The sequence below is a fragment of the Flammeovirga sp. EKP202 genome (genome assembly GCF_014534745.1).
Classification (GTDB): Bacteria; Bacteroidota; Bacteroidia; order Cytophagales; family Flammeovirgaceae; genus Flammeovirga.
Window position 1 is genome coordinate 16379 of the sequence record NZ_JACVVP010000063.1, and the last position, 23195, is coordinate 39573.

The 23195-nt window shown below is 34.7% G+C and carries 18 protein-coding genes; 13 read left to right on the top strand and 5 right to left on the bottom strand.

Translation table 11 applies throughout. From position 1 onward, the window contains the following. Positions 1-6 precede the first annotated feature (6 nt). Positions 7-1806: a GAF domain-containing protein gene (locus tag IC221_RS25400; RefSeq protein ID WP_188171643.1), complete on the bottom strand. Its 1800-nt coding sequence runs from the start codon at positions 1804-1806 to the stop codon at positions 7-9. 118 nt (positions 1807-1924) lie between these two features. Further along, the gene (dxs, locus tag IC221_RS25405; protein WP_188171644.1) at positions 1925-3868 is read right to left on the bottom strand and encodes a 1-deoxy-D-xylulose-5-phosphate synthase; all 1944 of its coding nucleotides are present in this window, start codon (positions 3866-3868) and stop codon (positions 1925-1927) included. Between the two features lie 364 nt (positions 3869-4232). Here dxs and leuC point away from each other — a divergent pair, with 364 nt between their 5' ends. The 5 genes from leuC to IC221_RS25430 all read left to right on the top strand — a co-directional run bounded on the left by leuC (position 4233) and on the right by IC221_RS25430 (position 11317). Beyond that, a complete protein-coding gene (leuC, locus tag IC221_RS25410; protein WP_188171645.1) occupies positions 4233-5633 on the top strand; it encodes a 3-isopropylmalate dehydratase large subunit in 1401 nt (466 codons plus the stop codon). Positions 5634-5659: 26 nt separating this feature from the next. Beyond that, on the top strand, positions 5660-6256 hold the full coding sequence (gene leuD, locus IC221_RS25415; protein ID WP_188171646.1) for a 3-isopropylmalate dehydratase small subunit: 597 nt from the start codon (positions 5660-5662) through the stop codon (positions 6254-6256). 32 nt (positions 6257-6288) lie between these two features. Continuing rightward, complete coding sequence (gene leuB / locus IC221_RS25420) at positions 6289-7377, top strand: 3-isopropylmalate dehydrogenase (protein WP_044207617.1); 1089 nt, start codon at positions 6289-6291, stop codon at positions 7375-7377. Between the two features lie 487 nt (positions 7378-7864). Beyond that, the gene (locus IC221_RS25425; RefSeq protein ID WP_188171647.1) at positions 7865-10651 is read left to right on the top strand and encodes a TonB-dependent receptor; all 2787 of its coding nucleotides are present in this window, start codon (positions 7865-7867) and stop codon (positions 10649-10651) included. A gap of 30 nt (positions 10652-10681) precedes the next feature. Next, positions 10682-11317, top strand: coding sequence for a hypothetical protein (locus IC221_RS25430; RefSeq protein ID WP_188171648.1), 636 nt, complete (start codon positions 10682-10684; stop codon positions 11315-11317). A 262-nt stretch (positions 11318-11579) separates the two neighbouring features. Here IC221_RS25430 and IC221_RS25435 read toward each other — a convergent pair whose 3' ends face one another. The 3 genes from IC221_RS25435 to IC221_RS25445 form a co-directional block, all read right to left on the bottom strand. Next, positions 11580-11975 carry a hypothetical protein gene (locus tag IC221_RS25435; protein WP_188171649.1) on the bottom strand — a complete coding sequence of 132 codons (396 nt, stop codon included), beginning with the start codon at positions 11973-11975 and terminating at the stop codon, positions 11580-11582. 12 nt (positions 11976-11987) lie between these two features. Continuing rightward, on the bottom strand, positions 11988-12845 hold the full coding sequence (locus IC221_RS25440) for a nuclear transport factor 2 family protein (protein ID WP_188171650.1): 858 nt from the start codon (positions 12843-12845) through the stop codon (positions 11988-11990). A 100-nt stretch (positions 12846-12945) separates the two neighbouring features. Beyond that, positions 12946-13815, bottom strand: coding sequence for a helix-turn-helix domain-containing protein (locus IC221_RS25445; RefSeq protein ID WP_188171651.1), 870 nt, complete (start codon positions 13813-13815; stop codon positions 12946-12948). Between the two features lie 170 nt (positions 13816-13985). On the opposite strand from IC221_RS25445, the gene IC221_RS25450 reads away from it, so the two are divergent. The 8 genes from IC221_RS25450 (at position 13986) to IC221_RS25485 (ending at position 23132) form a co-directional block, all read left to right on the top strand. Further along, positions 13986-15671, top strand: a complete 1686-nt coding sequence (locus IC221_RS25450; protein ID WP_062619623.1) for a tetratricopeptide repeat protein — start codon at positions 13986-13988, stop codon at positions 15669-15671. Between the two features lie 80 nt (positions 15672-15751). Then, on the top strand, positions 15752-16729 hold the full coding sequence (locus tag IC221_RS25455) for a DNA cytosine methyltransferase (protein WP_188171652.1): 978 nt from the start codon (positions 15752-15754) through the stop codon (positions 16727-16729). A 66-nt stretch (positions 16730-16795) separates the two neighbouring features. Beyond that, positions 16796-17443, top strand: a complete 648-nt coding sequence (locus IC221_RS25460) for a hypothetical protein (RefSeq protein ID WP_188171653.1) — start codon at positions 16796-16798, stop codon at positions 17441-17443. After that, a complete protein-coding gene (locus tag IC221_RS25465; RefSeq protein ID WP_188171654.1) occupies positions 17421-18383 on the top strand; it encodes a hypothetical protein in 963 nt (320 codons plus the stop codon). Before IC221_RS25460 ends, IC221_RS25465 begins: the two co-directional genes overlap by 23 nt. A 502-nt stretch (positions 18384-18885) precedes the next feature. Continuing rightward, positions 18886-20067, top strand: coding sequence for an HlyD family secretion protein (locus tag IC221_RS25470; protein WP_188171655.1), 1182 nt, complete (start codon positions 18886-18888; stop codon positions 20065-20067). Positions 20068-20129: 62 nt separating this feature from the next. Further along, complete coding sequence (locus tag IC221_RS25475; protein ID WP_188171656.1) at positions 20130-22319, top strand: peptidase domain-containing ABC transporter; 2190 nt, start codon at positions 20130-20132, stop codon at positions 22317-22319. 20 nt (positions 22320-22339) lie between these two features. Next, positions 22340-22603 (top strand): HTH domain-containing protein, encoded by a 264-nt coding sequence (locus tag IC221_RS25480; RefSeq protein WP_044211408.1) that lies wholly within the window; start codon positions 22340-22342, stop codon positions 22601-22603. 1 nt (position 22604) lies between these two features. Continuing rightward, entirely contained in the window at positions 22605-23132 is a 528-nt protein-coding gene (locus tag IC221_RS25485; protein ID WP_188171657.1) for a TolC family protein, read from the top strand. Positions 23133-23195: the final 63 nt, after the last annotated feature.

Genomic DNA, 23195 nt, shown 5'->3' on the forward strand with positions numbered 1-23195 from the left:
AAAAGCTTAATTCTCAGCCTTTTCGATAACTAGAGCCTCTAATTCTTTTATCCTTTCCTTCTGTAATTCAATCTCCTCTCTAAGTTTTACGACTACTCTTGAAGTATCCATATCCGCTATTGAAGAAGCTATTATTTCTGATAGTTTCTGAAGGAAATCGATATGATAGGTGTCAAGTACTGAGAATGATGAAATCTCTAAGATACCGTACATGATATCTCCATAAATCAATGGTAAGATGATTAAGCATTTTGGTTTCGCTCCTCCCATTCCAGATGATATATTGATGTAGTTGTCGGGTACATCTTCTATATAAACCATCTTTTGTTCCTTATATACTTGTCCTAAAAGACCATTTTCAAGATCATATTGTCTTTCGTCATATCTCTTTTTGTCATAAGCATAAAGTGCCATCAATTTTAGATTTTGTCTGCCAGCTTGATCCTCATTGATAAGGATGAAAGTACCTTGACTTGCTTCTATATAGTTGATGATGCTTCGTAAAAGATTATCAAACCACTCTTCTTGACTTGTTACTTTTTCTCTTAAGAGCTGATTGAACTGAGCCATACCATTGATGACCCAATTACGTTTCTTTTCTTCCTCTTGTACATTTCGGAATTTGTCTCTCATTTGTATCAAATCGTTAGCAAGAGAGGTGTCTCTGTGCTTTTTATCATATGTGACATCCACCTCACCGGCAGTTACCTTTCGAGAGAACGTGTTGGCAGCTTGTAATTGATCATCTAGTGAATATAAATTGTCTGTAATTTCAGCGACTTCATCAAACTTATATTTTTGATCATTTTTAAATTCAAGAAGTGATTTTCCTTCGTTGATTCTTTGTGTTACTCCTTGTAAAAATTCGAAGCGTTTCCCGACTGCTTTAGAGAACATAAATACGAACCAACTTAAGATTACAGCTTGAAAAATAAATACAATAAGGAAGGTGATCATCATCCACTTGACATAATTCTCACTATTTGATAATACTTTCTCTGATAAGGAAATTAATCGAGTATTGATTTTTTCTTGAAGATCAGAGACATCTTTCATCAAGCCGGAGTTTTGACCTCTACCAATCACTTTCATCAAGTCTACCACTTTATGCATACCAAATTGATAGGCTGCAAGGTTGGCTCTTAGCGTTCTGACTTGTTGCTCTGTTAAATCATTCATTGAACGATCTTGATACATTCTTACAATTTCTAGTTCAAACTCCTCTACGCTTTCATCAAAAAGCTTTAAGTACTTGGTCTCTCCTCTTAGTAGATAATCTTTTTCATTTCTTCTCATGGTGAGAAGCATTCCCATATTGAGTGGAATATTTGTTTTTTCAATTTTATGAATCTTTGAGCGCATATTCCCTACCATGCCCCAATCTTTAAAACCGAGGTCAAGGTACTTTCTCATTAAAAAGTCTTGCTGTGCTTTAAGTTGTTCCATATCTGAGCGTAAAAACTCCATTTCTTTAGCTCTGGAATCGTTTAGACGGTCCATGTGTTTTCTTACTTCCTCTACAGTATAGAGAGCAGAGTCTAATAAACTGATGGACCTGATAGTGTTAGTGCTTTTCCTTTTCTTGTAAAACTCTGCTGTAATTAAATCTTCCAATAAGAAATTCTTATAGTAGATTTCAGACTCTGTGTAGAGAGAGTTGCATTTTTTGAATTGTTCAGTTAACTCGTTCGTTTCTACTAAAGAACGTGTACCTAAAAATACTAATACTAATGTCGACAGTAGTAAAACAGTATTGACGATAAAAAGGATACCTAAGCGAAAACGAATAGTTTTACGAATAATCATATGCTTTGCCTGATAATTAACCAAAAAAATAAGGAATGCCTAAAAGCTATGCTTTTAAAACATTCCTTACTTCAAAAATATTGCCTCAATCCTTCTTTTTATAAAAATGAAAGACCAATTACTTCGTTTTCTCTAAAACTTTCACATCTTCTGAAACAACTGATGATAGTTTTATGACTGCATCAAATATACCATCATGATCAAAACCTGCTTCACGTTGCAATTCAATTTGCTCTCCTTGCTCAATAATAGTATCAGGAATACCCAATCGTACAACAGTTTTGTTTGTATACTGATTGTCCATCATCCACTCTAAAACAGCACTACCAAATCCGCCCATAAGAGCACCATCTTCGATAGTGATAATTTTGTCATACTTAGCAAAAATTTCAGTGAGTAATTCTGCATCTATTGGTTTCACAAAACGCATATCATAATGACCTGGATTGACACCTGCTACTTGGAAGCGATCTCTTAATTGTACGACATAATTACCAATATGGCCAAAAGTTAAAATTGCGATCTCTTCACCTTCTTGAACAGTTCTACCCTTACCTACTTCAATTTCTTCCATAGGTACTCTCCACTCAGGCATTACACCTTGACCACGTGGGTAACGAATAGAGAATGGAGAAGTTCTGTGATTCACCGCTGTTTTCATCATATGACGAAGTTCCGCTTCATTCATTGGTGCAGCCACTACTAAGTTAGGGATACAACGCATGAAAGGAATATCATAAGCACCGTGGTGGGTAGCTCCATCTGCTCCTGCAAAACCAGCTCTGTCGAGACAGAAAATCACAGGTAAGTTTTGAATACATGCATCATGTACTACTTGATCATAAGCTCTTTGCATGAAAGTCGAGTAGATATTACAGAAAGGAATCATCCCTTCTGCCGCCAAACCTGCAGCAAATGTTACAGCGTGTTGTTCAGCGATACCCACATCAATAGCTCTATCCGGCATTTCCTTCATCATGATATTCAATGAACACCCTGAAGGCATAGCTGGAGTGATACCCATGATCTTATCATTCTCCCTTGCCATTTCTAAAATAGTCTCACCAAATACTGTTTGATATTTAGGCGGCTGCGGAGTTTTATGCACTTTCTTTTTGATTTCACCTGTTAACTTATCAAACTTACCAGGGGCGTGCCATAGTGTTTGATCTTTTTCGGCTAATGCATAACCTTTACCTTTAACAGTAACAGCGTGAAGGATTTTTGGTCCAGGGATTTTTTTCAAATCTTCAAAAACATGTACCAAGTGATTGATATCATGTCCGTCTACAGGACCAAAGTAACGAAGCCCTAGTGCCTCAAATAAGTTGCTTTGCTCTAATAATGCTGACTTTAAAGCATTTTCTGCCGCCGATACAGCTTGTTGAGCATGAGGACCGATCTTTTTGACCTTTCCTAGCATATTCCAAACTTCATCCTTGATCTTGTTATAGAATGGAGAAGTAGTGATATCTGTCAAATAATCTTTTAATGCACCTTGATTGGGATCAATGGCCATTCGATTATCATTCAATATGATGAGAATGTTAGCATCTGATGCACCTGCGTGGTTCATTGCCTCAAAGGCCATACCTGCAGTCATTGAACCGTCACCAATTACGGCGATGTGTTGCCTGTCGTGTTCTCCTTTTTCTTTAGAAGCAATGGCCATACCTAACGCAGCACTAATAGAAGTAGAAGAGTGCCCTACGCCAAAAGTATCATAATCACTTTCGTCACGTTTGGGGAAACCGGATAATCCTCCGTACTGACGATTAGTGTGAAATTGGTCTCTTCTTCCTGTAAGGATTTTATGGTTATATGCTTGATGACCAACATCCCAAACGATGCGATCATAAGGTGTGTTGTAAACATAATGGAGTGCAGTTGTTAACTCTGTCACCCCTAAGCTTGCTCCAAAGTGTCCGCCATAGATGGATACATTATCTATGATGTATTGTCGTAACTCTTCACAGACTTGATATAATTTATCCATAGAGAGTTCACGCAAATCACTTGGCGAATCTATTTTTGCAAGAAGTTTACCCGGTTCAATTAGCATAACTAGAGTGTCTTTATTTAACCTTAGAATGGGTTCTGAAATCGTAATTATAATTCAGAACGAATTTTAAATCGATCTATAGGATATTAAATTTGTAGCTATAGACTTTTTTAGTTTGTACTATTAATCAACAATTTGTTTTATCAAAACTCTTTCTTCTTGGGAATTGTTTTAATAAAGCATAAGATTAAACGATTTTAGGCAAAAATACAACAAAGATTCCCGGTCTGACAAAAAGGGAATAAAATAGTTCTAAATTTTAGCATATTTCTCTGATATTCTTGTGATATGTAAGGTTTTAACCTAAATCGTCACCGCAGAAGGGAATAATAATTATAGGAAAAGATTAAAAAACAACAAATACATGAGCAACAACAAACCGAGAACATTGTTCGACAAAGTATGGGATAACCATGTCGTTCAACGCAAAGAAGGATTTCCTGATGTGTTATACATCGATACACATTTTATTCACGAGGTAACTAGCCCTCAAGCATTCAATGGACTTCGTAATAGAGGAATTCAACTCGCTCGTGTAGATCAAACTTGGGGAACTGCGGATCACAACGTTCCTACCAAAGATCAACATCTTCCAATCAAAGAAGCTTTATCAAGACACCAAGTAGAAACGCTAACAAAAAACTGTGATGAATTTGGCGTAAAACTTTATGGTTTGGGCCACCCATTCCAAGGTATCGTTCACGTGATCGGACCTGAATTAGGCGTTACTCAACCAGGTAAAACAATTGTTTGTGGTGATAGCCATACGTCTACTCACGGTGCTTTTGGTTCAATTGCTTTCGGTATTGGAACATCACAAGTAGAACAAGTAATGTCTTCTCAATGTACACTTCAAAACAAGCCTAAAGCCATGAGAATTGTTGTGGATGGTGAGTTACAAGATGGTGTAGGCGCGAAAGACATCGTATTATATGTAATTTCTAAATTATCAGCTTCAGGAGGTACAGGTTACTTCGTTGAGTTTGCTGGTTCTGCCATCCAAAACTTGTCTATGGAAGGTAGAATGACCGTTTGTAACATGAGTATTGAAATGGGTGCCCGTGGTGGTATCATCGCTCCTGACCAAACTACTTTTGATTATTTAGAAGGAAGAGAATTTGCTCCAAAAGGTGAGAAATGGGAAGAATCATTAGCGTACTGGAAATCACTTCCAACAGACGAAGGTGCTACTTTCGATGCTGAATTTGTTTATGACGCTGCGGATATCGCTCCAATGGTTACTTACGGTACAAACCCTGGTATGGGTGTTGGTGTAGACAAATCAGTTCCTACTCCGGAGAGTGAATCAGACAAGAAAGCTTTAGAATACATGGGCTTGAAAGAAGGTGAGGCGTTAATCGGTAAGCCAATCGACTATGTATTTATCGGTAGCTGTACAAATGCTCGTATTGAGGATTTGAGAGCAGTAGCTGATTTTGTAAAAGGTAAAAAGAAGGCTGACGGCGTAAATGTTTGGATCGTTCCTGGTTCAAAGCAAGTTGAAAAACAAGCAATCGCTGAAGGTTTAGATCAAGTATATGCTGAGGCTGGTTTTGAATTAAGAGAGCCAGGTTGTTCAGCTTGTTTGGGTATGAATGAAGATAAAGTTCCTGAAGGAATGTACTGTATTTCTACTTCAAACAGAAACTTTGAAGGACGTCAAGGTCCTGGTGCTAGAACGTTACTTGCTTCTCCATTGACCGCTGCTGCTGCTGCTGTAAAAGGTCACATTGTAGATGTAAGAGAAGAGTTAACTACTGCATAATTTTAATATTTAAAGAGAATATCAACATGAAATATACAAAATCGACTTGCGTTCCTTTAAATATTGAGAACGTAGATACTGACCAAATCATCCCAGCTCGTTTCTTGAAGGCTACTACTAAAGAAGGCTTTGGTGACAACCTTTTCAGAGACTGGAGATACGACAAACAAGATCAGCCAATTGCTGATTTCGTATTGAACCAAGATACTTACAAAGGCGAAATTTTAGTTGCTGGTAAGAACTTTGGTTGTGGTTCATCACGTGAACACGCAGCTTGGTCTATTGATGACTACGGGTTTAAAATCGTAGTATCAAGCTTCTTCGCAGACATCTTCAAAGGAAACGCTTTGAATAACGGATTACTTCCTTTAGTAGTTTCTGAAGAATTCTTAGCAGAGCTTTTTGCTGATATTGAGGCAGATCCTTCGACTACTTTAGAAGTGGACTTAGAGTCTCAAACGGCTTGGATCACAGGTAAAGAAGACAACAAACAATCTTTCGAGATTGACGACTATAAGAAAATGTGTTTGATCAATGGATATGACGATATCGATTATCTATTGAGCTTAAAAGAAAACATTGCGAAATACGAGCAAGATCGTGTTTATGCATTCAATGTCTAATTCAAACTCAAAAAAGAACAACAAACAAAAACATGAACAAGAAAATCACAGTACTTGCAGGTGACGGTATCGGATTAGAAGTTACAGGCATTACTCAAAATATATTAGAGATCATCGGTGAGCGTTTTGGTCACTCATTTGAGTTCTCTCCAGCATTAATTGGTCACTCAGCAATCGAAGCAACAGGCGAGCCTTGTCCACAAGCAACTATTGATGCTTGTAAAGCTTCTGATGCAGTACTTTTAGGTGCTGTAGGTATGCCAATGTATGACAACAATCCTAACTTAAAAGTACGTCCTGAGCAAGGTCTACTTAAAATCCGTAAGGAATTAGGATTATTCTCAAACATTCGTCCTATCAAATTATTTGATGAGTTATTATATACTTCATCAATCAAACCTGAAATTCTTCAAGGTTCTGACATTATTTTCTTCCGTGAGTTAACTGGTGGTATCTACTTCGGTACTCCTCGTGAGCGTAACGAAGATGGTACTGAAGCAATTGACACGTTACGTTACTCTAAAATGGAAGTAGAACGTATTGCTCGTCAAGCTTTTGAATCAGCAATGACTCGTCGTAAGAAATTATGTTCTGTAGATAAAGCCAACGTATTGGAATCTTCTCGTTTATGGAGAGAAACAGTACAAGCACTTTCTGCTGAGTACCCTGAAGTAGAAGTGACTCACATGTTCATTGACAATGCAGCAATGCAATTGATCCGTGACCCTAAGCAATTCGACGTAATTGTAACAGGCAACATGTTTGGTGATATCCTTACAGATGAGGCTTCTCAAATTGCAGGTTCTATGGGTATGTTACCTTCTGCTTCTGTTGGTTCAGAAATCGGATTGTACGAGCCAATTCATGGTTCTGCTCCTGATATTGCAGGTAAAGGTATCGCTAACCCGATCGCTTCTGTACTTTCAGGTGCATTATTATTAGATATCTCTTTCGGATTAAAAGACGAGAGCGATGCGATTATCAGTGCTGTTGATCAATTCTTGAAAGACGGATACAGAACGTTAGATATCGCTACGGAGGAAACTCCTGAAGATAAGCGTATGAATACTGAACAAACAGGTAAGAAATTGGCAGAGTTATTAGCTTCTGTGACAGTGTAACTACCTATTGTTAAATACTAAGGATCCTGCCTTCTTTATTGAAGGTGGGATTTTTTTTGTTTGAAAAATGATGAAACATGTAAGTTGTTATACCTTTTTTGGGAACTAATTGGGCATAATTAGGGAAAATTAAAATCGAAGAAAGCGTTAAAAGAATCAAGTGTAATTATAAACAGAGAGCTTTATTAAAAAGATATAAAGTGTTGAGACAGTATACATGTTTAAAATCTCTCTTTAAGGTTTTAAAATACTCTAAAATCGTTGTTTTATGAATTGGTATGATTCTTTATACCCAAATACTAAGTCCTGCAATTTTTTGTAGGGCTTTTTTCGTATAACAACTCGAAAACGAAGAGGGAAAGAAGGCTAAGGATTCATTAGTTGAAAATAACTATCCCTTCGTTGAAAATTTCTCAAACACATTTATAGGTTATGTTTCTTTGTGATGAGTCAAGTGAACTATCCTTCTAACATCATTACAATAACAATGAAACCTATAATTTTACTCCTTTTAATCATATCCGCAACAACGGCTTGGTCCCAAGAAATCCTTCTACAAGGAAAGGTTATTGGGGGCGATAATAAAGAAGCATTAGTCAATGCGTTAATTACTATTTCCAATGAAAATAATAAATACCAAGTCCTTTCTAATTTGGATGGAGAATATAAAATCACGCTAAAAGAAGCCGGAAAATATAAGCTAGAAGCCATGTATTTGGGGTATAAAAATTATGCTTCAATGGTAACGGTCACTCCTAAGACAAACAAATTAGACGTTACTCTGGAGTCGATGTTTACAGAATTAAATGAAGTTGAGATTGTAGGCGATGTACCTGTAGTGATAAAAGAAGATACTATACAGTTTTCTTCTAGTAATTATAAAACACATGAAGATGCTACAGCCGAAGACTTGGTTTCTAAAATTCCAGGGATGGACAGAGATGAAAATGGCAATGTCACTTCTGAAGGAGAAACTGTAAAAAAAGTACTGGTAGACGGAAAAGAGTTTTTTGGAGATGACCCCAAAAGTGCCATGCAAAACCTTCCTGCCGAAATGATTGATTATGTACAGGTCATTGATCAGAAAAGTGATCAGGCTGAATTTACGGGTTTTGATGATGGTAACAGAACTAAAGCCATCAATTTTGTAACGAAGAAAGATGCAAAATATGCTTATTTCGGGAAAGCAGAGGCGGGTTATGGTTCTGATGAACGTTATAGTGCTGGTGGTAATATCAATATCTTCAAAGGAGATCAACGTCTTTCATTTACTGGTTTGAGTAATAATGTCAATCAGCAAGGTTTTATGTCTGATAACCTTTCGTCGGGTGGTCCTAGAAGAAGAGGCGGTGGAAGAGGTCGTGGAAATGGTAGTCCAGGGGAAATTTCTGCTAAATCTAATGGTATCAATACTTCCCACCTTTTAGGTACTAATTATATTGATTCTTGGGGTGAAAAAATTGACGTAACAGGAAGTTATAGCTACAAGTTGGTGGACAATGTAACCGATGAGGCTTCTTCTACTGAATACCTTGTTTCTGAAAGCAGTAATCAGATTGTAGATGAAATTCTTGATATCGATTCACGAAAAGAGAATCATAATTTTAATTTCAGAATGGATTATGAATTAAGTCCTAAAACCTCTATTCGTATTCGCCCATCCATCAAAATGGAAAATGGAAACAGTGCCAACAGCAGTTTATCGAATACTTATTTGAAAGACGGAACAGATCTCAATAATTCTGATATGAAACAATACAGCGCCAACAACTCCGCTGATATTAATAACTCATTCCTCATTCGTCATAAATTAAATGATAACGGCAGAACGCTGACCTTAGATTGGAAATTATATTATCATAATGACGATACCTATCAGGATGTCTTCACCAATATCAATTATTTTGAAGGAGATAATACACAAAACGATTCCACGGCTCAGAGAATTCTTGGGGACACTGAAAAATTCAGAACATCAGCTAATTTAATATTCACTGAAAAACTGGCTAAAAACCTTCAGTTAAAGCTCAATTATTTTCAAAGTTGGGAAAAGCAGGATGTCAATACTAGAACATATGATATTATGGACGATGTGAATGATGGGGATTTTATTGAAGAGCTTTCGAATACATTCACCTCCAATCAAAATATTTATAGACCAGAAGCAGGATTACTTTTCAAGAAAGAAAAACTGAATATTACCACTTCACTTCAGTACCAATATTCCGCTTTACTGAATGAAAGCATTTATCCTACTCAAGAAAATACCACTACGAATTTCGGTCACTTCTTACCATCTCTTTCCATTAATTATAAGTTTTCGAGAAGTAAGAGATTACGTTTCTCTTATCAGAAAAATGTCTCTTTACCGAATGTCACCAACTTACAATCTGTAGTAGATTATAGTGATCCATTAAATATTTCATCCGGTAACCCTTATTTGGAAGGAGAAGAAAGTCATGTGTTGCGTTTCAATTATAGAAACTTCAATATCGCTAGAAAGGAAATGTTCTTCATTAATCTATCAGCGACACAAACCGACAATAAAGTCACTCAATATACTTTCATTGCTGAAAATGACACCACAATCAATGGTGTGCCAGTGAGAAAAGGCGCTTCTTATACTTACCCCATCAACTTGGACGGCTACATCAATGCCAGAGGAATTATGGTTTACTCCAAACCAATCAATCCCATCAAAACCAATATTTCTTTTATGACAATGGGTAGTTACACAAGAAACGTGGGTATCACTAACGATATTACTTCTTTCACTTACGACAAGTCATTGGGACAAGGCATTCGATTATCAAGTAATATCAGTAAAAGAGTCGACTTCAATATCTCAAGTATGTGGACCTACCACTGGATCAACAACAATGCAAATGCTTCTTTGAACGGTAATTACCTTCACAATAATATCAGAGCGAGTATAAATGTTGAGCCTATTGAAAGGTTGATTTTGAATACCTCTTTTACCGGAAATATTTATAATGGCGACGATGATTTGATTCAAGATAATATCTATAAATGGAATGCTCATATCGCCTATAAAATGTTCAAAAATAGGAGAGGAGAAGCTCGATTCTCCGTTTCAGATATTCTTAATCAAAACAGTAGTATCAGCAGAACGGTAACTGAAAGCTCAATTCAAACGAGTACCTACAATGTGCTTCCACGCTATTTTATGGTTTCTTTTATTTATCGACCTAAAGGAAAAACCAATCAAAAAGGTTTTGGTGATAGAGGGGGCAGAGGTCCGAAGCCATTCTAAATGAATTTATTTAATACAAAATACATAATCATGAAAAATCTAATTTTCACATTCCTTCTTTTAAGTCTGAGTAGCATTACATTCGCTCAAAGAAATTTTCCTTCATTTACAGCTCAAGAGTTTCCCGAAGAGCTTTCTAAAGAATTGAAATTAGATGAAAGCACTGAGAAAAAAATAGGCAAATTATATATCCGATTGCAAGAAGATGTGATGAATACCATCATGATTGCTAGAAAAGATGGTGAAACGGATAGAGCAAAAATTAAGGCTGAAACAGATGAACTTAGAGATAAGCACCTTACGAAAGTAAAAGGCATTCTTGATACTGAGACTTATGCTTCATATGAAAAATTTATGTTGATGGAACGTGGTGAAAAGCAGGCTTACCTTTTGGAATTAAAGCTTGAACTTACTACAGATCAAAAGGAAAAATATGATGCAATCAACGCTTCTTCAAAGCAAGTTTTCCAACAAATCAGAGAGCAACATAAAGGAGATCGCGAGGCAATGAAAGAGGCTTTGGAACCTGTTATGAAACAACATGAAATGATGCTTTCTCAAGTCCTTACTGAAGAGCAAATGATTATTTATAAAGAGGCAAGAGAAGCGATGAAAAAGAAAGGACGAAGAGGTGGAAGAGGAGAAAACGGCAGAAGACCATTCTAGAAATTGCATTAAAAAAGTCAGTAGTTTAGTTTTTTAACTATATCGCAAGTGTTAAGCCGATAGGCGTCACTTGTGATAAATCATAGGCGAAGTCTCCCGACTTCGAATGACCCAACACCTTATTTATACATATTTCGAAGTCGGGAGACTTCGCCAATGAGTAGTTCCAAGTGACGCTCACGCTTAACACTTGAAACATGGATTTGTAACAAAAAAGCACAAGTCTAGCCTATTGCCTAACTTGTGCTTTTTCTATTTTATCTTATCGATTCAATTCCATATGATATCCCAAATCGTCTTTTTCGTACTCTTCAATACTCAGAGGTTGTTTACTTTTGATCAACCGTATGCTATGCGTACTTCTAAAATAACGAACATCAATTAAGGTATCTTTGAACTGGAAAATTGAGAATCCCCAATCGTATAAATCATATTTTAAATTTATTGCCTTATCGTATCTCGATATTGAATCCACTACTTTGAAGTATTTTGAAAGGGCTTCATTATAGTTTTTAAAAGAGACTTCTTCAATATAATACTGATGATCATTGATTGTGTAATCGAAACTATCTTCCAAATTTCCATACTTAATCCATCTTTCTTTTTTGAAAAAGACAATCAATAAAAACACCGAAATAAGTATTACAATAAACAACATGACTTTTATAATTTAGAAATTAAATTTCCCGTTTGAATTTTTCGCTTCCGATTCTGGAAGGATTTCTTGAATAGCATCCCAATGTTCTACGATTTTTCCATCTTCAAGTCTGAAAATATCATAGAATGCTACCTCTTTTTTCATGAAAACCCCTTCAGAAACAGAAATTACAAAGTTTCCTTCACCAAATAAGGCGTGATTTTTCTTGTAAACCATTGGCATTCCGGCCTTATTCAGTGCCTCAATCGCTTCACCCAATCCGACTAAACCATCTTTTACATTAGGGTTATGCTGTAAATACTCTTCTGTAGATACATAATCCGTGATTTTTTCAGGGTGCTTTCCGAATAAAACATCATCAATGAAATGTTTGACAATTTTTTTATTCGCTTTTGTCTTATCCAAGTCTTTGACTTCAGCTGTACCATCTATTTGAGATCTTCCAGAAGCTGTTTCAGTGACTTTCTCCTGTAGGTTGTCCCAGTGTTCTACAATCAGACCATCTTCAAATCTAAAGATATCTATTCCGATTTTCGGCCCGAAGAAGTTGTAATCAGTATGAGCGATTACGAAATCTCCATCTTCAATCACTCTTACCGTGTTCGCCTTTGCTGAACCTTCTGGCAACTGCTGTAATACAGCTCCGAAACCGGCCAAACCATCTGCTACAGATTGATTATGTTGAATGTATTTGTTAGGGTTGATATAACCCGCAGGTGCTTTATCACCTGTTTCAATGCTTTTTAATAATGCTACTACCTTGTCTTTGTTCGATACTTCCATTGTACTAGAGTTTGATGATGAATCTTGAGCTGAGCTTGATAAAAAAGCCATAATTAATACGGCTAATGAGTATATTTTCTTTGTCATGGATTACTTTGTTTGTTTAACAAAATCAACATTACAAAGGTGGCGGATGGAGGAAGTTTTATAAAGGTAGATTTACGCCCTTGAATGATACATTTACGCCCTATTGGTTTTGAGCTCTAAATTCAGCCGGTGTAATAGCAGTATGTCTTTTAAAGAATTTGATAAAGTTAGTTGGTTCATCATACCCTAGCTCATAGGCAATTTCCTTTACCGGTTCTTCCGTATGTACTAAGAGTCTTTTGGCTTCTAAAACTACTCTTTCGTCTATGATCTTTTTGGGTGACTTGGACAACACTTCAGTAGTTGACTTATTCAACTGTTTTTCTGATAAATTCAATGAATTTGCATACCATTTCACACCTTTTTCTTTTTTGTAAGACTCTTCTAAGTGTTCTTTAAAGTTGATCACATTGGTCAGATAGAGACTAGGTTCCAATTCTTGTACACCTTGTTCTCGGTATGCTCTTTCTGATTGTAATAAGAATAAGTAAAGTAATTTATGAAGGATTTCTTTTTGAGCTTGATCTTTCTTCTTTTCTGCCTCTTGATTCATTTGATGGAAAATTAGCTCTAATGCCTCTCTATTAATAATGGGTGATAATTTTGCGACGTCATAAAGGTCACTATATAAAATAGAGGTCGTAATATATCTAAAGTCATACTTGGTTTGACAGAAAAAATCGTTGGTAAAAATGATTGATTTTCCCTCATAATAGCCATTTGCATCGTAGAGATTAACGGAGTTTTGAGCTACAAAAATTAAGGTATTGTCTTCAACTTTTATGGGTTTAAAATCTACATAGTGTGTGCCGTGTCCTTTTTCAATCCAAAGAATATGGTAAAATCTAGCACGATGTGAAGTTGTTATTAAATGATTTTTCTCTTTAAATATTTTTTGAAGATCAACAATTTCAAATTCTAATCCATCCTCATTCTTCCTGAAGTCGTATTTTTTTATTTCTTCTTTCATCCACAATCGGGTTATTATTCATACAACAATTTGAAATTTCCAAACTGCACTATGTTAATGGCTATTTTTCGTTAAATTACAGAAAATCAAAATGAAACATTGATGATAAATCGATAAATTTAACGTTTCATTTCTAAGCTACCAATTTCGAATTATAATCAGCTGTAACATTGAAATCACTTATAAAGAACTTCAATACGTTTTTTTTAATAGTATTTACGTCTACTTCCATTTTCGCTAGCACTATCGACAGTTTACAAGAAAAACTTTCAGATACTTTTGAACCTCATCAAAGAGGGGAATTAATGCTTCAGTTAGGGAAAAAGTTTATTGCCGTTGACATGGACCGTGCAATAGATTATACCACTGAAGGCATAATGCTTTACGAAGAAAATAAGGATGATCAGCTTTTGGGCGAATTATACAACCTCAAGGGCAATATTTATCTTTACAAAGGGCAATCTTACAAAGCAAGAGAAGCCTACTTCAATGCCATTCAACAATTTAGAAAAATCAAAAACAAAGAGTTGGAAGTAAGATCACAAACCAACTTATGTCAGATTTATCAGCAGGAAAAAAATTATCCTAAAGCGTTAGCTGAATATGACAAAGCCATCGCTACTGTAAAAGAACTGTCTGAAGATATTCAAAACGATTTACTCCCACACCTCTATCTTAATAAGGGTACACTATATGATGAGCTCAATGAACCTGAAAAAGCCATTCACCTCTTCAATCAGGTCATCAGAATGTGTAAAAATGAATCACAATTGATTATGAAAAGTAAAGCTCTGCACAACCTTTCAAATCAATATGCCAATCAGAAAAGATATGAAGATGCTTTGGAGGTTTTAGAAGCTTCTTATAAAATCAAACAAGAATTGAATGATGAAAGAGGGGAAATCAACTCATTAGTGGCCTTTGCACATATTGCTTCTCAACAAGGTCGTTTTAAAGAAGCCGAAAAGTTTTATTTAAAAGCCATAGAGCAAGCAGATGAGGTGAACTCTCCTGTTGACCTCAAAAATGTCTACTACGGTTTATCTACTTTTTTTGAGAAAAATGGACAAACCGAAAAGGCGTTTCAATACTTTAAAGAGTACAAAAAAGCATCAGATGAGCTCCTTCAACAGCGATACAGCAAAGGAATTGCAGACTTAGAACAGAATCAAATCAAAGCTTTAGAAAAGATTCAGCTGTTGCATGAAAAAGAAGAACAGCAAACGATTATTATCATTCTTACGTGCCTTTTTATAGGTATTATTTCTATCATTTTGATGGTACTCAGAGTTCAGCGTCTGAAAATGATCAACGCAAAGCAAAACGAGGAAAAAGCTAATATTGCGAGAGAGTTAGAAACGGTTGAACATCAATACACACAAGAGCAAAATAAAGTATTGCAGTCTCAAGTAGAGTTTAAGGACAAAGAATTGACGACAAACATTATGCACTTAATGCAACAAAATGAGTTGATTAATAAGGTCTCTGAAGAATTGCTGAGTATTGATTCTGAGTTGGACAGTAATAATAAAAAGAAGATCCGATCGATTGTTTATAACCTCCAAAATGCCAATCAAGGGGAAGTTTGGAAGGAATTAGAATACCGTTTTGAACAAGTGCACTCCGACTTCTTTGATAAATTGCATCAAAAATTCCCAAGTCTTTCTCCTAATGAAAAGAAGCTTTGTGCATTCCTCAAATTAAACTTAAGTACCAAAGATATTTCCAACATTACACACCAAAGTGTGAAGTCCATTCAAGTGGCGAGATATCGACTCCGTAGAAAGTTAGAAATCAATAATACCGACGTCGATTTTCAAACTTTCTTTGATAATATCTCCTACAACGAAAAATAATTTTCAAACAATTAGTCAGCAGTGTTGATTCATTCATTTGCATCTATTAATATCGTATATCATTTTTTTGAAGGGATAAGATGAAGATAGAGGGATTAAAATTTATAGATCTATTTGCTGGTATTGGTGGTTTTCATAAAGCGTTGACATCGTTTGGAGCAGAATGTGTTTTTGCTTCTGAATGGGATAAATTTGCCGTAAAAACCTACCAACGCAACTATGGTATCCAACCTCACGGTGATATCACTCAGATTGATGAAAAAGATATTCCTACTCATGATATCCTTTGCGCTGGCTTTCCTTGCCAAGCCTTTTCTGTATCAGGCAAACAAAAAGGATTTGAAGATGCCCGCGGTACTTTATTTTTTGATATCGCGAGAATTGTAAAGTACCATCAACCGAAATTACTCTTTCTGGAAAACGTAAAGAACTTTGAAAAACATGATGGAGGAAATACCATTCAAGTAGTCATCAAGACCTTAGATGAGCTAGGGTACAATGTCAAATACAAAGTGTTGAATGCATCAGAATTTGGTTTGCCTCAGAACAGAAAACGAATTTACTTTGTCTGCTTCCGAAAAGATATCACCACCAATGAATTCCACTTTCCTTTACCTCATCAAAAACATGTTAGCCTAAAAGACTTTCTCGAACAAAAACCTGATGCCAAGATTGTCAACCGCCCTGACATCGACATTTATAAAAAATACAAACCAAAAGAGGACAAAGAGGGAAATATCATTTTACCTAACCGCCCCATACAAATCGGAAGAGTGAACAAAGGCGGTCAAGGAGAACGTATCTACGATCCTATCGGTCATGCTATAACGTTATCTGCCTATGGAGGAGGAGTTGGAGACAAAACAGGTTTATATAAAGTAGGTAATAAAATCAGAAAACTTTCCCCAAGAGAGTGTGCCCGCATTCAAGGTTTCGATGATAATTTTATTATTACTTCAGCCCATAATCAGGCTTATAAGCAGTTTGGAAATAGTGTAGCGATTAATGTTTTGAAAGCGATTTTGGGGCAAATTGAAAGGATAAAAGTTAATTCTTAAGGAATTTACTACAAGTATGGTATATTGAATTATGTTCACTAACTACAACTTGCAAACTATAGAAAAGTGAAAGAATTTTATAAAAGAAAGTTTAAGAATAAAAGCCGATTTGAGTTAGAATTAATCGTTGAACATGCCTCAGATTATGATCCTGAAGCTGTACAAGTCGCAAGATCACTAATCTTGCAAAAAGAAAATGAACCAAAGCAAACTGAAAAAGATAACGATGATACAAAAGATGAAATTGAACAACTTTTGATTGATAGTAAAGTTTTCATAAAAAACTATAGAATAAATAATTTCATTAACTACATCGTATTGATACTCCTTGTGTACTCAACTTCTCTTTTTTTCAATTTCTATAAAGATGAATTAGGGTCTTTTAAAATCGGCATATATTACTTTAATCTTATTTGGATTGGCTTATTAATTAATCATTTATTATACATTCTTGAAACCAAAAAAGTCTATACTATTTTCAGCAGACTTGTCAATGATTTCTTTTTCATTATTACCATTATAGCATTTTTAATACTTATCGGCAGAGCAAGCATTTCTCCGATAATAGAAGCATTTACTTCTTTAACAGGAGTTGCTACAACAATTGTACTTATAATGTTAGTTGTAGCCATTGAATGTCTTTTTTCAATCACTTATACCTTTGTTAATTTTTTATGGAAACAAATAGTTTATGGCAACAATTACAAAAATTAAAATAGGCATTATAGTATTTACATTATCGATAATTCTATCAATTAAACTAATTGCTAATAATTTCTATAAGCCTCATATAATCAATGATTGGAAACAACTAGAGTGGTCTAATTTTCAAGGTATTCCAAAACCTTTCTCAATATATACTGCTGCAATAGTTAGTGATATAAAACTTGTAGAAGACTCAACAAGTGAACATAAATTTTATGCAAAAGCATTTCAAAATGAGACACTTTCATGGTTAAATAAAAATGACACCACCTCTGAAAATTCTGCTTACATTCTAAAGCATGAACAATATCATTTTAACATTACAGAGATTTTTGCACGAAATCTAAATCAAGCATTATATAAAGACCTTCCTCTTTCTGAAAGTGAAATAATAGACTCATTTAAGGTACATAGAGCAAAATTAATAATGGAACAAGAAAAGTATGATAAGGAAACAGATCATGGGCTAATCATTAGCCAACAAAAATACTGGGAATATAAAATTGATTCAGTTTTATTCCGTCAAACTATCAGTATGCAAGAAGGATTGAAAGGACCTCTTTTTGAAGATTACGAGGTATTATCTGATGATGATTTCAAAAATTACAGGTATTATAAATACAATATGGGTTTTAAATTAGGTATTCAATATTTAGGAGAAGCAGACTGGGATATTGACGATAAAATTATAACTTTTTTATCATCTGATAATATTGAAATTCATTATTTAGATAGAGAAACTCAAGCTAATAGCCAATTTGGAATACATTCAATATATGTGATGAAAAAACAACAAACTAAGTATAACTTTCATTCAATCAGAATAGATGATATTGTTTATTCTATTATAACTACATATCCTTACAGCTCTGATTCTACAGGATATGAAAGAATATCTAAATCATTTTTAAACAGTATTACAATTCATGGTAAGCCATTAATAAATTAAACACCACCACAAATACCTCAAAAAGATATTCATGATGGTGTTCATTTTTTTTTGTTGACAAAAGCTATAGATTTTGCCTCTTAACTCTTTTCTTACTCGCATTGCTTGATTTCGACTCAATACCGTTATCAGTACATGTCTATGCCTTTTCAGAACCGAAAGTTGTTAATATCGTTTTGTTATCTTCAAAATTTCTGTTGAATAAAAAGAAAGTACCTCTGCTCATAATAAAGCTTACAAGCGGTTATGGAGTGATGTGGTCATTAATATTTTGAAGGCACTTTTAGAGGGTATTGAAAAGCGTGGTGTAAAATAGTTGGTTAAAATATTATTATGAATTTAGATAAATATTAATCATTATTTGATTGTAGCAAGCTGAAATAAAAATATAGTAAGATTTTATATAAACATTTGATGTAAAGTGCTTTAATTTTTAACATTGAAAATAAAATGTTTAATATTGGTAATGCTAAACGATTTTTACAGCTAACTATTTATACAAATGCTATTACCACCAGAACTAATTAAGGTATTATTACCTAAGTACTATACTCAACTTAATAAAAAGTCAAGTGTATTATATATTACGATTTTGATTTTTGTGATCTCAGTATTATGTTCATTACCTCTGATTAAGGTACCGATCACAGTGCAATCGCTTGGATTGATACGCCCTACCTTAGAAAAGTTTGAGTTAAAATCTCCTTTGACAGAAAAAGTTTCTAAGGTGTTTATCACTGATAATTCTGAAGTAGAGAAAGGTGAAATAATTTTAACTTTAGATACTACAGAACTCTCTCTCAAAAGAGCTTTTAGCATAAAGCATTTTGATATTCTTAATGACCAATATTTAGACTTATTGGATCTCTGTAAAGTTACTAAAAAGGTAAATGCACTTTCTGAAGTGAAATTTTTAAGAACGAGAAACTACCTAAAGAAGTATGAAGAGTTTTATAATGACATTTTTTTACTTCAAGAAGAAATAGACCTTGCCCAAAAACAGCTTCATCGGAAAACAGCATTATTCCGATCAAAAGCAATTCCAGAGAAAGAAGTTGAAGATGCTGAGATTGTTCTTAGAAGAGCTCAGACTAGTTTGACATTGAGGTGGAAGAGGGCACACTCTGAATGGGCTATTGAATTGGATGATCATAAAATAAAATTGGAAAACCTGAACGCTGAAATTCTACAGCTCAATAAACAAATTTCAAAGCATTATATACGATCAACGGTTTCTGGGGTACTCCAAAATTTCAATGGGATCCATGAAGGAACAATCGTTTTTTCAAACCAAAGTATTGGTGAAATCACTCCCAAATCAGATCTCATTGCTGAATGTTATATTTCCCCTAAAGATATTGGCTGGTTAAAAGAAGAAATGAAAGCTATTATGCAGATTGACGCTTATAACTACAATGATTGGGGTACTTTGGAAGGACAGATTATGGAAGTGTATCATGATGTTGTAATGATAGATCAGCAACCTGTTTTTAAGGTGAAGTGCAAAATACAGCAAGACTACCTCACTTTATCAAATGGTTACAAAGGTTATCTTAAAAAAGGAATGACATTACAGGCTAGATTCGTTGTAACAAAAAGAAGTTTATTTGATCTGATATATGATCAAACTGATGACTGGTTAAACCCCTCAAGAAATCAATTGCATAGTGTAGCTAAAAAGTAACTTGTACTTAAGAATTTCTCAAAAACGGACTACCGATTAAAATCAATTAAAAAATAAAATTTATGAAGTTGACTAAACTAAAAGTCAAGCAGCGTGATATCACTGATTGTGGAGCTGCTTGCCTCCTCTCTATTTCTAGATACTACGGAGCAGACTACTCCGTGGCTAAAATTCGACAACTTGCATCCACTGATCAAAAGGGAACAAATTTATTAGGACTAATTGAAGCCGCTAAAGCTTTAGGGTTTGACGCTAAGGGAGTGAGAGGTGATATTAAAGCACTACCAGAGGCAACATGTCCTTCTATTGCTCATGTAGTATTAGATAATGGTTTGCATCACTTTCTTGTCATTATTCAAGTCACGTCCAGTAAAGTAGTAGTAATGGACCCAGGCGACGGGCAATATCATGATTACTCTTTAGATAGCTTCTCAAAATTGTGGTCAGGTGTATTAATATTAATAACTCCTTCTATTTCATTTGAAAAGAAAAATGAAACGATTTCAATAAGTAGTAGATTTTATGAATTGCTAAGCACACATAAAAGTGTGTTATTTCAAGCTATAATAGGAGCTCTTGTCTTTACTATTTTAGGGCTGAGTACATCAATATATATTCAAAAAATTGTCGATTATGTTCTTGTAGATGGTAATCATAACCTACTTTGGCTATTGAGTATTTTTATGGTCGTTATCTTATTATTTCAAACTATAATAGGTGTTCTTAAAAGCCAACTTGTTTTAAGAACAGGGCAAATGATTGATGCACGTTTAATATTAGGTTACTATCAACACCTTATCAAATTACCACAACGTTTTTTCGATACTATGAGGGTGGGAGAGATAGTGTCTCGTATTAATGATGCTGTAAAAATTAGAGCTTTTATCAATGATAGTGCGATCTCATTAGTGATTAATGTGTGCGTTCTGATCTTTTCATTTTCAGCAATGTTTATCTATTCATGGAAACTTGCTTTGATTATGCTTTTAATACTTCCCATTTCAGGAGGAATCTATTGGTATGTGAACCATCGTAATAAAAAATACCAGAGGCAATTGATGGAAAGTAGTGCAGAGCTAGAAGCTCAATTAGTGGAGTCCATAGATGCAATCCGCACGATTAAGAGATTGGGAATTGAAGATTTTTCAAACTTAAAAACAGAAGTTAGATTTGTAGACACGCTTAAAAACGTATTTAGTATTTCTCAAACCAATATCTTTTCTGAGAATAGTACTCACTTTGTCACAACCATTTTTACAGTTATTGTATTGGGAGTTGGAGCCAATTTCGTCTTATTAAAAGAATTAACACCAGGAGAATTACTTTCGTTTAATGCATTACTAAATTATCTAACAGGTCCTGTCGCTGCTTTAATTGGTATGAATGGCCAATGGCAAAATGCAAAAATTGCAGCAGATCGTTTATTCGAATTATTGGATTTAGACCATGAAATGTCAAACACGAATGAAGAACAAATAGAATTAACACCACAAAACATTGGGTCTATTCAACTGACAGATGTATCATTTAGATATGGTTCAAGAGTTGACGTATTCAAAGGCCTCAATCTTCAAATAACGAAAGGGAGATTAACTGCTATTGTTGGGGAAAGTGGTTCAGGAAAATCGACTTTAGCTTCATTACTTCAAAAAATATATCTAATCCAGAAAGGACAGATTTTAATAGGAGATACTAATATTAATTATTTTTCAAAGCAATCTTTAAGAAAAGCCATAGGTGTAGTACCACAGCAGATAGAGCTATTTAAAGGGAATGTATTGGAAAATATAGCATTAGGTGAGTTAAAGCCTAATGTTGAACGAGTGATTGCCATCTGTAAAGAGCTCGGTATACTTTCATTTATAGAAAAATTACCCAATGGCTTTCAAACAGAGATCGGTGAAAAAGGAACCACTTTATCTGGTGGTCAACGTCAACGTTTGGCGATTGCACGTGCTTTATACAGAGAACCTGAAATATTGATTCTTGATGAACCAACCTCAGCCTTGGATAGTAAATCAGAACAATTTGTACAGGATGTGATCCAAAAATTGATGTTAAAAGGGAAGACCGTTATCATTATTGCACATCGTCTTTCTACAATACAAAATGCTGATAAAATAATAGTGCTAGATAAAGGACAACTGATTGAAGAAGGAAAGCATTTTGAGTTAATGGCACAAAATGGAAAATATCAAGAATTATGGGAATCTCAAACTCCTAAAGAACTAAAGCAAATGCTATTATCATAAAAATAATTTCACAACCAGTTATGCTACTACAAAAACAACTAGAACGAATTGAGAGGATTGATTATTTAATTCGAAAAAGAGGTACAGGAACTCCAATTGAGTTAGCTGAAAAACTAGAGATAACAGACCGAACACTTCGCACTTTATTAACTCAAATGAGGGAAATGGGTGCGGAAATCTATTACGATCATCACCGAATGAGTTATGTCTACAAAAAGCAGTATTGTTTCTTTTTTGGATTTATTCATGAAGATGCTGTTAAAACCATTAAACAGATTAGCTAATATGAAAAAGTTATTTTCAATGCTAATAATGAGTACTTTCTCTTTTTCATTATTAGGACAATCCTATCAGTCTTTGACTTTATCAAATGCCATAGCAAAGACACTTCAAAACAACTATGATATAAAAATTGATCAGCAAGAGGTTTCTGATGCAAAACAGAAAAATACTTGGGGGAATGCTGGAAAACTTCCTCAAATCAATTTATCTAATAATAATAGGGGGACAGTTCAAGTCAATCAACCTGCTTCTCCTTTCTCTTTGGAAGGGCAAAATGATAACATACAATTAGACGTCGGTATTGACCTTCAATGGACTCTATTCAACGGTCAAAGGGTAAGGTTTCGTAAGGAACAACTAGATAATGAAGAGCAGCTTGCTTTATTAAGACATCAATTGATCATGGAGAACAAAGTGGAAGAAGTAATTTTTCAATATTACAAGGTTTTATTAGAGCAAGAAAAACTAAATGTGCTAATAAAGATTCAGCAAAATGCAGAACATAGAATTCAAAGAATAGAAGTCATTTAAAAATTAAAGTTAACTTTTAATCGGTTTCTCAAAAACATACTCATAAATGCTATGTAGTGTGAT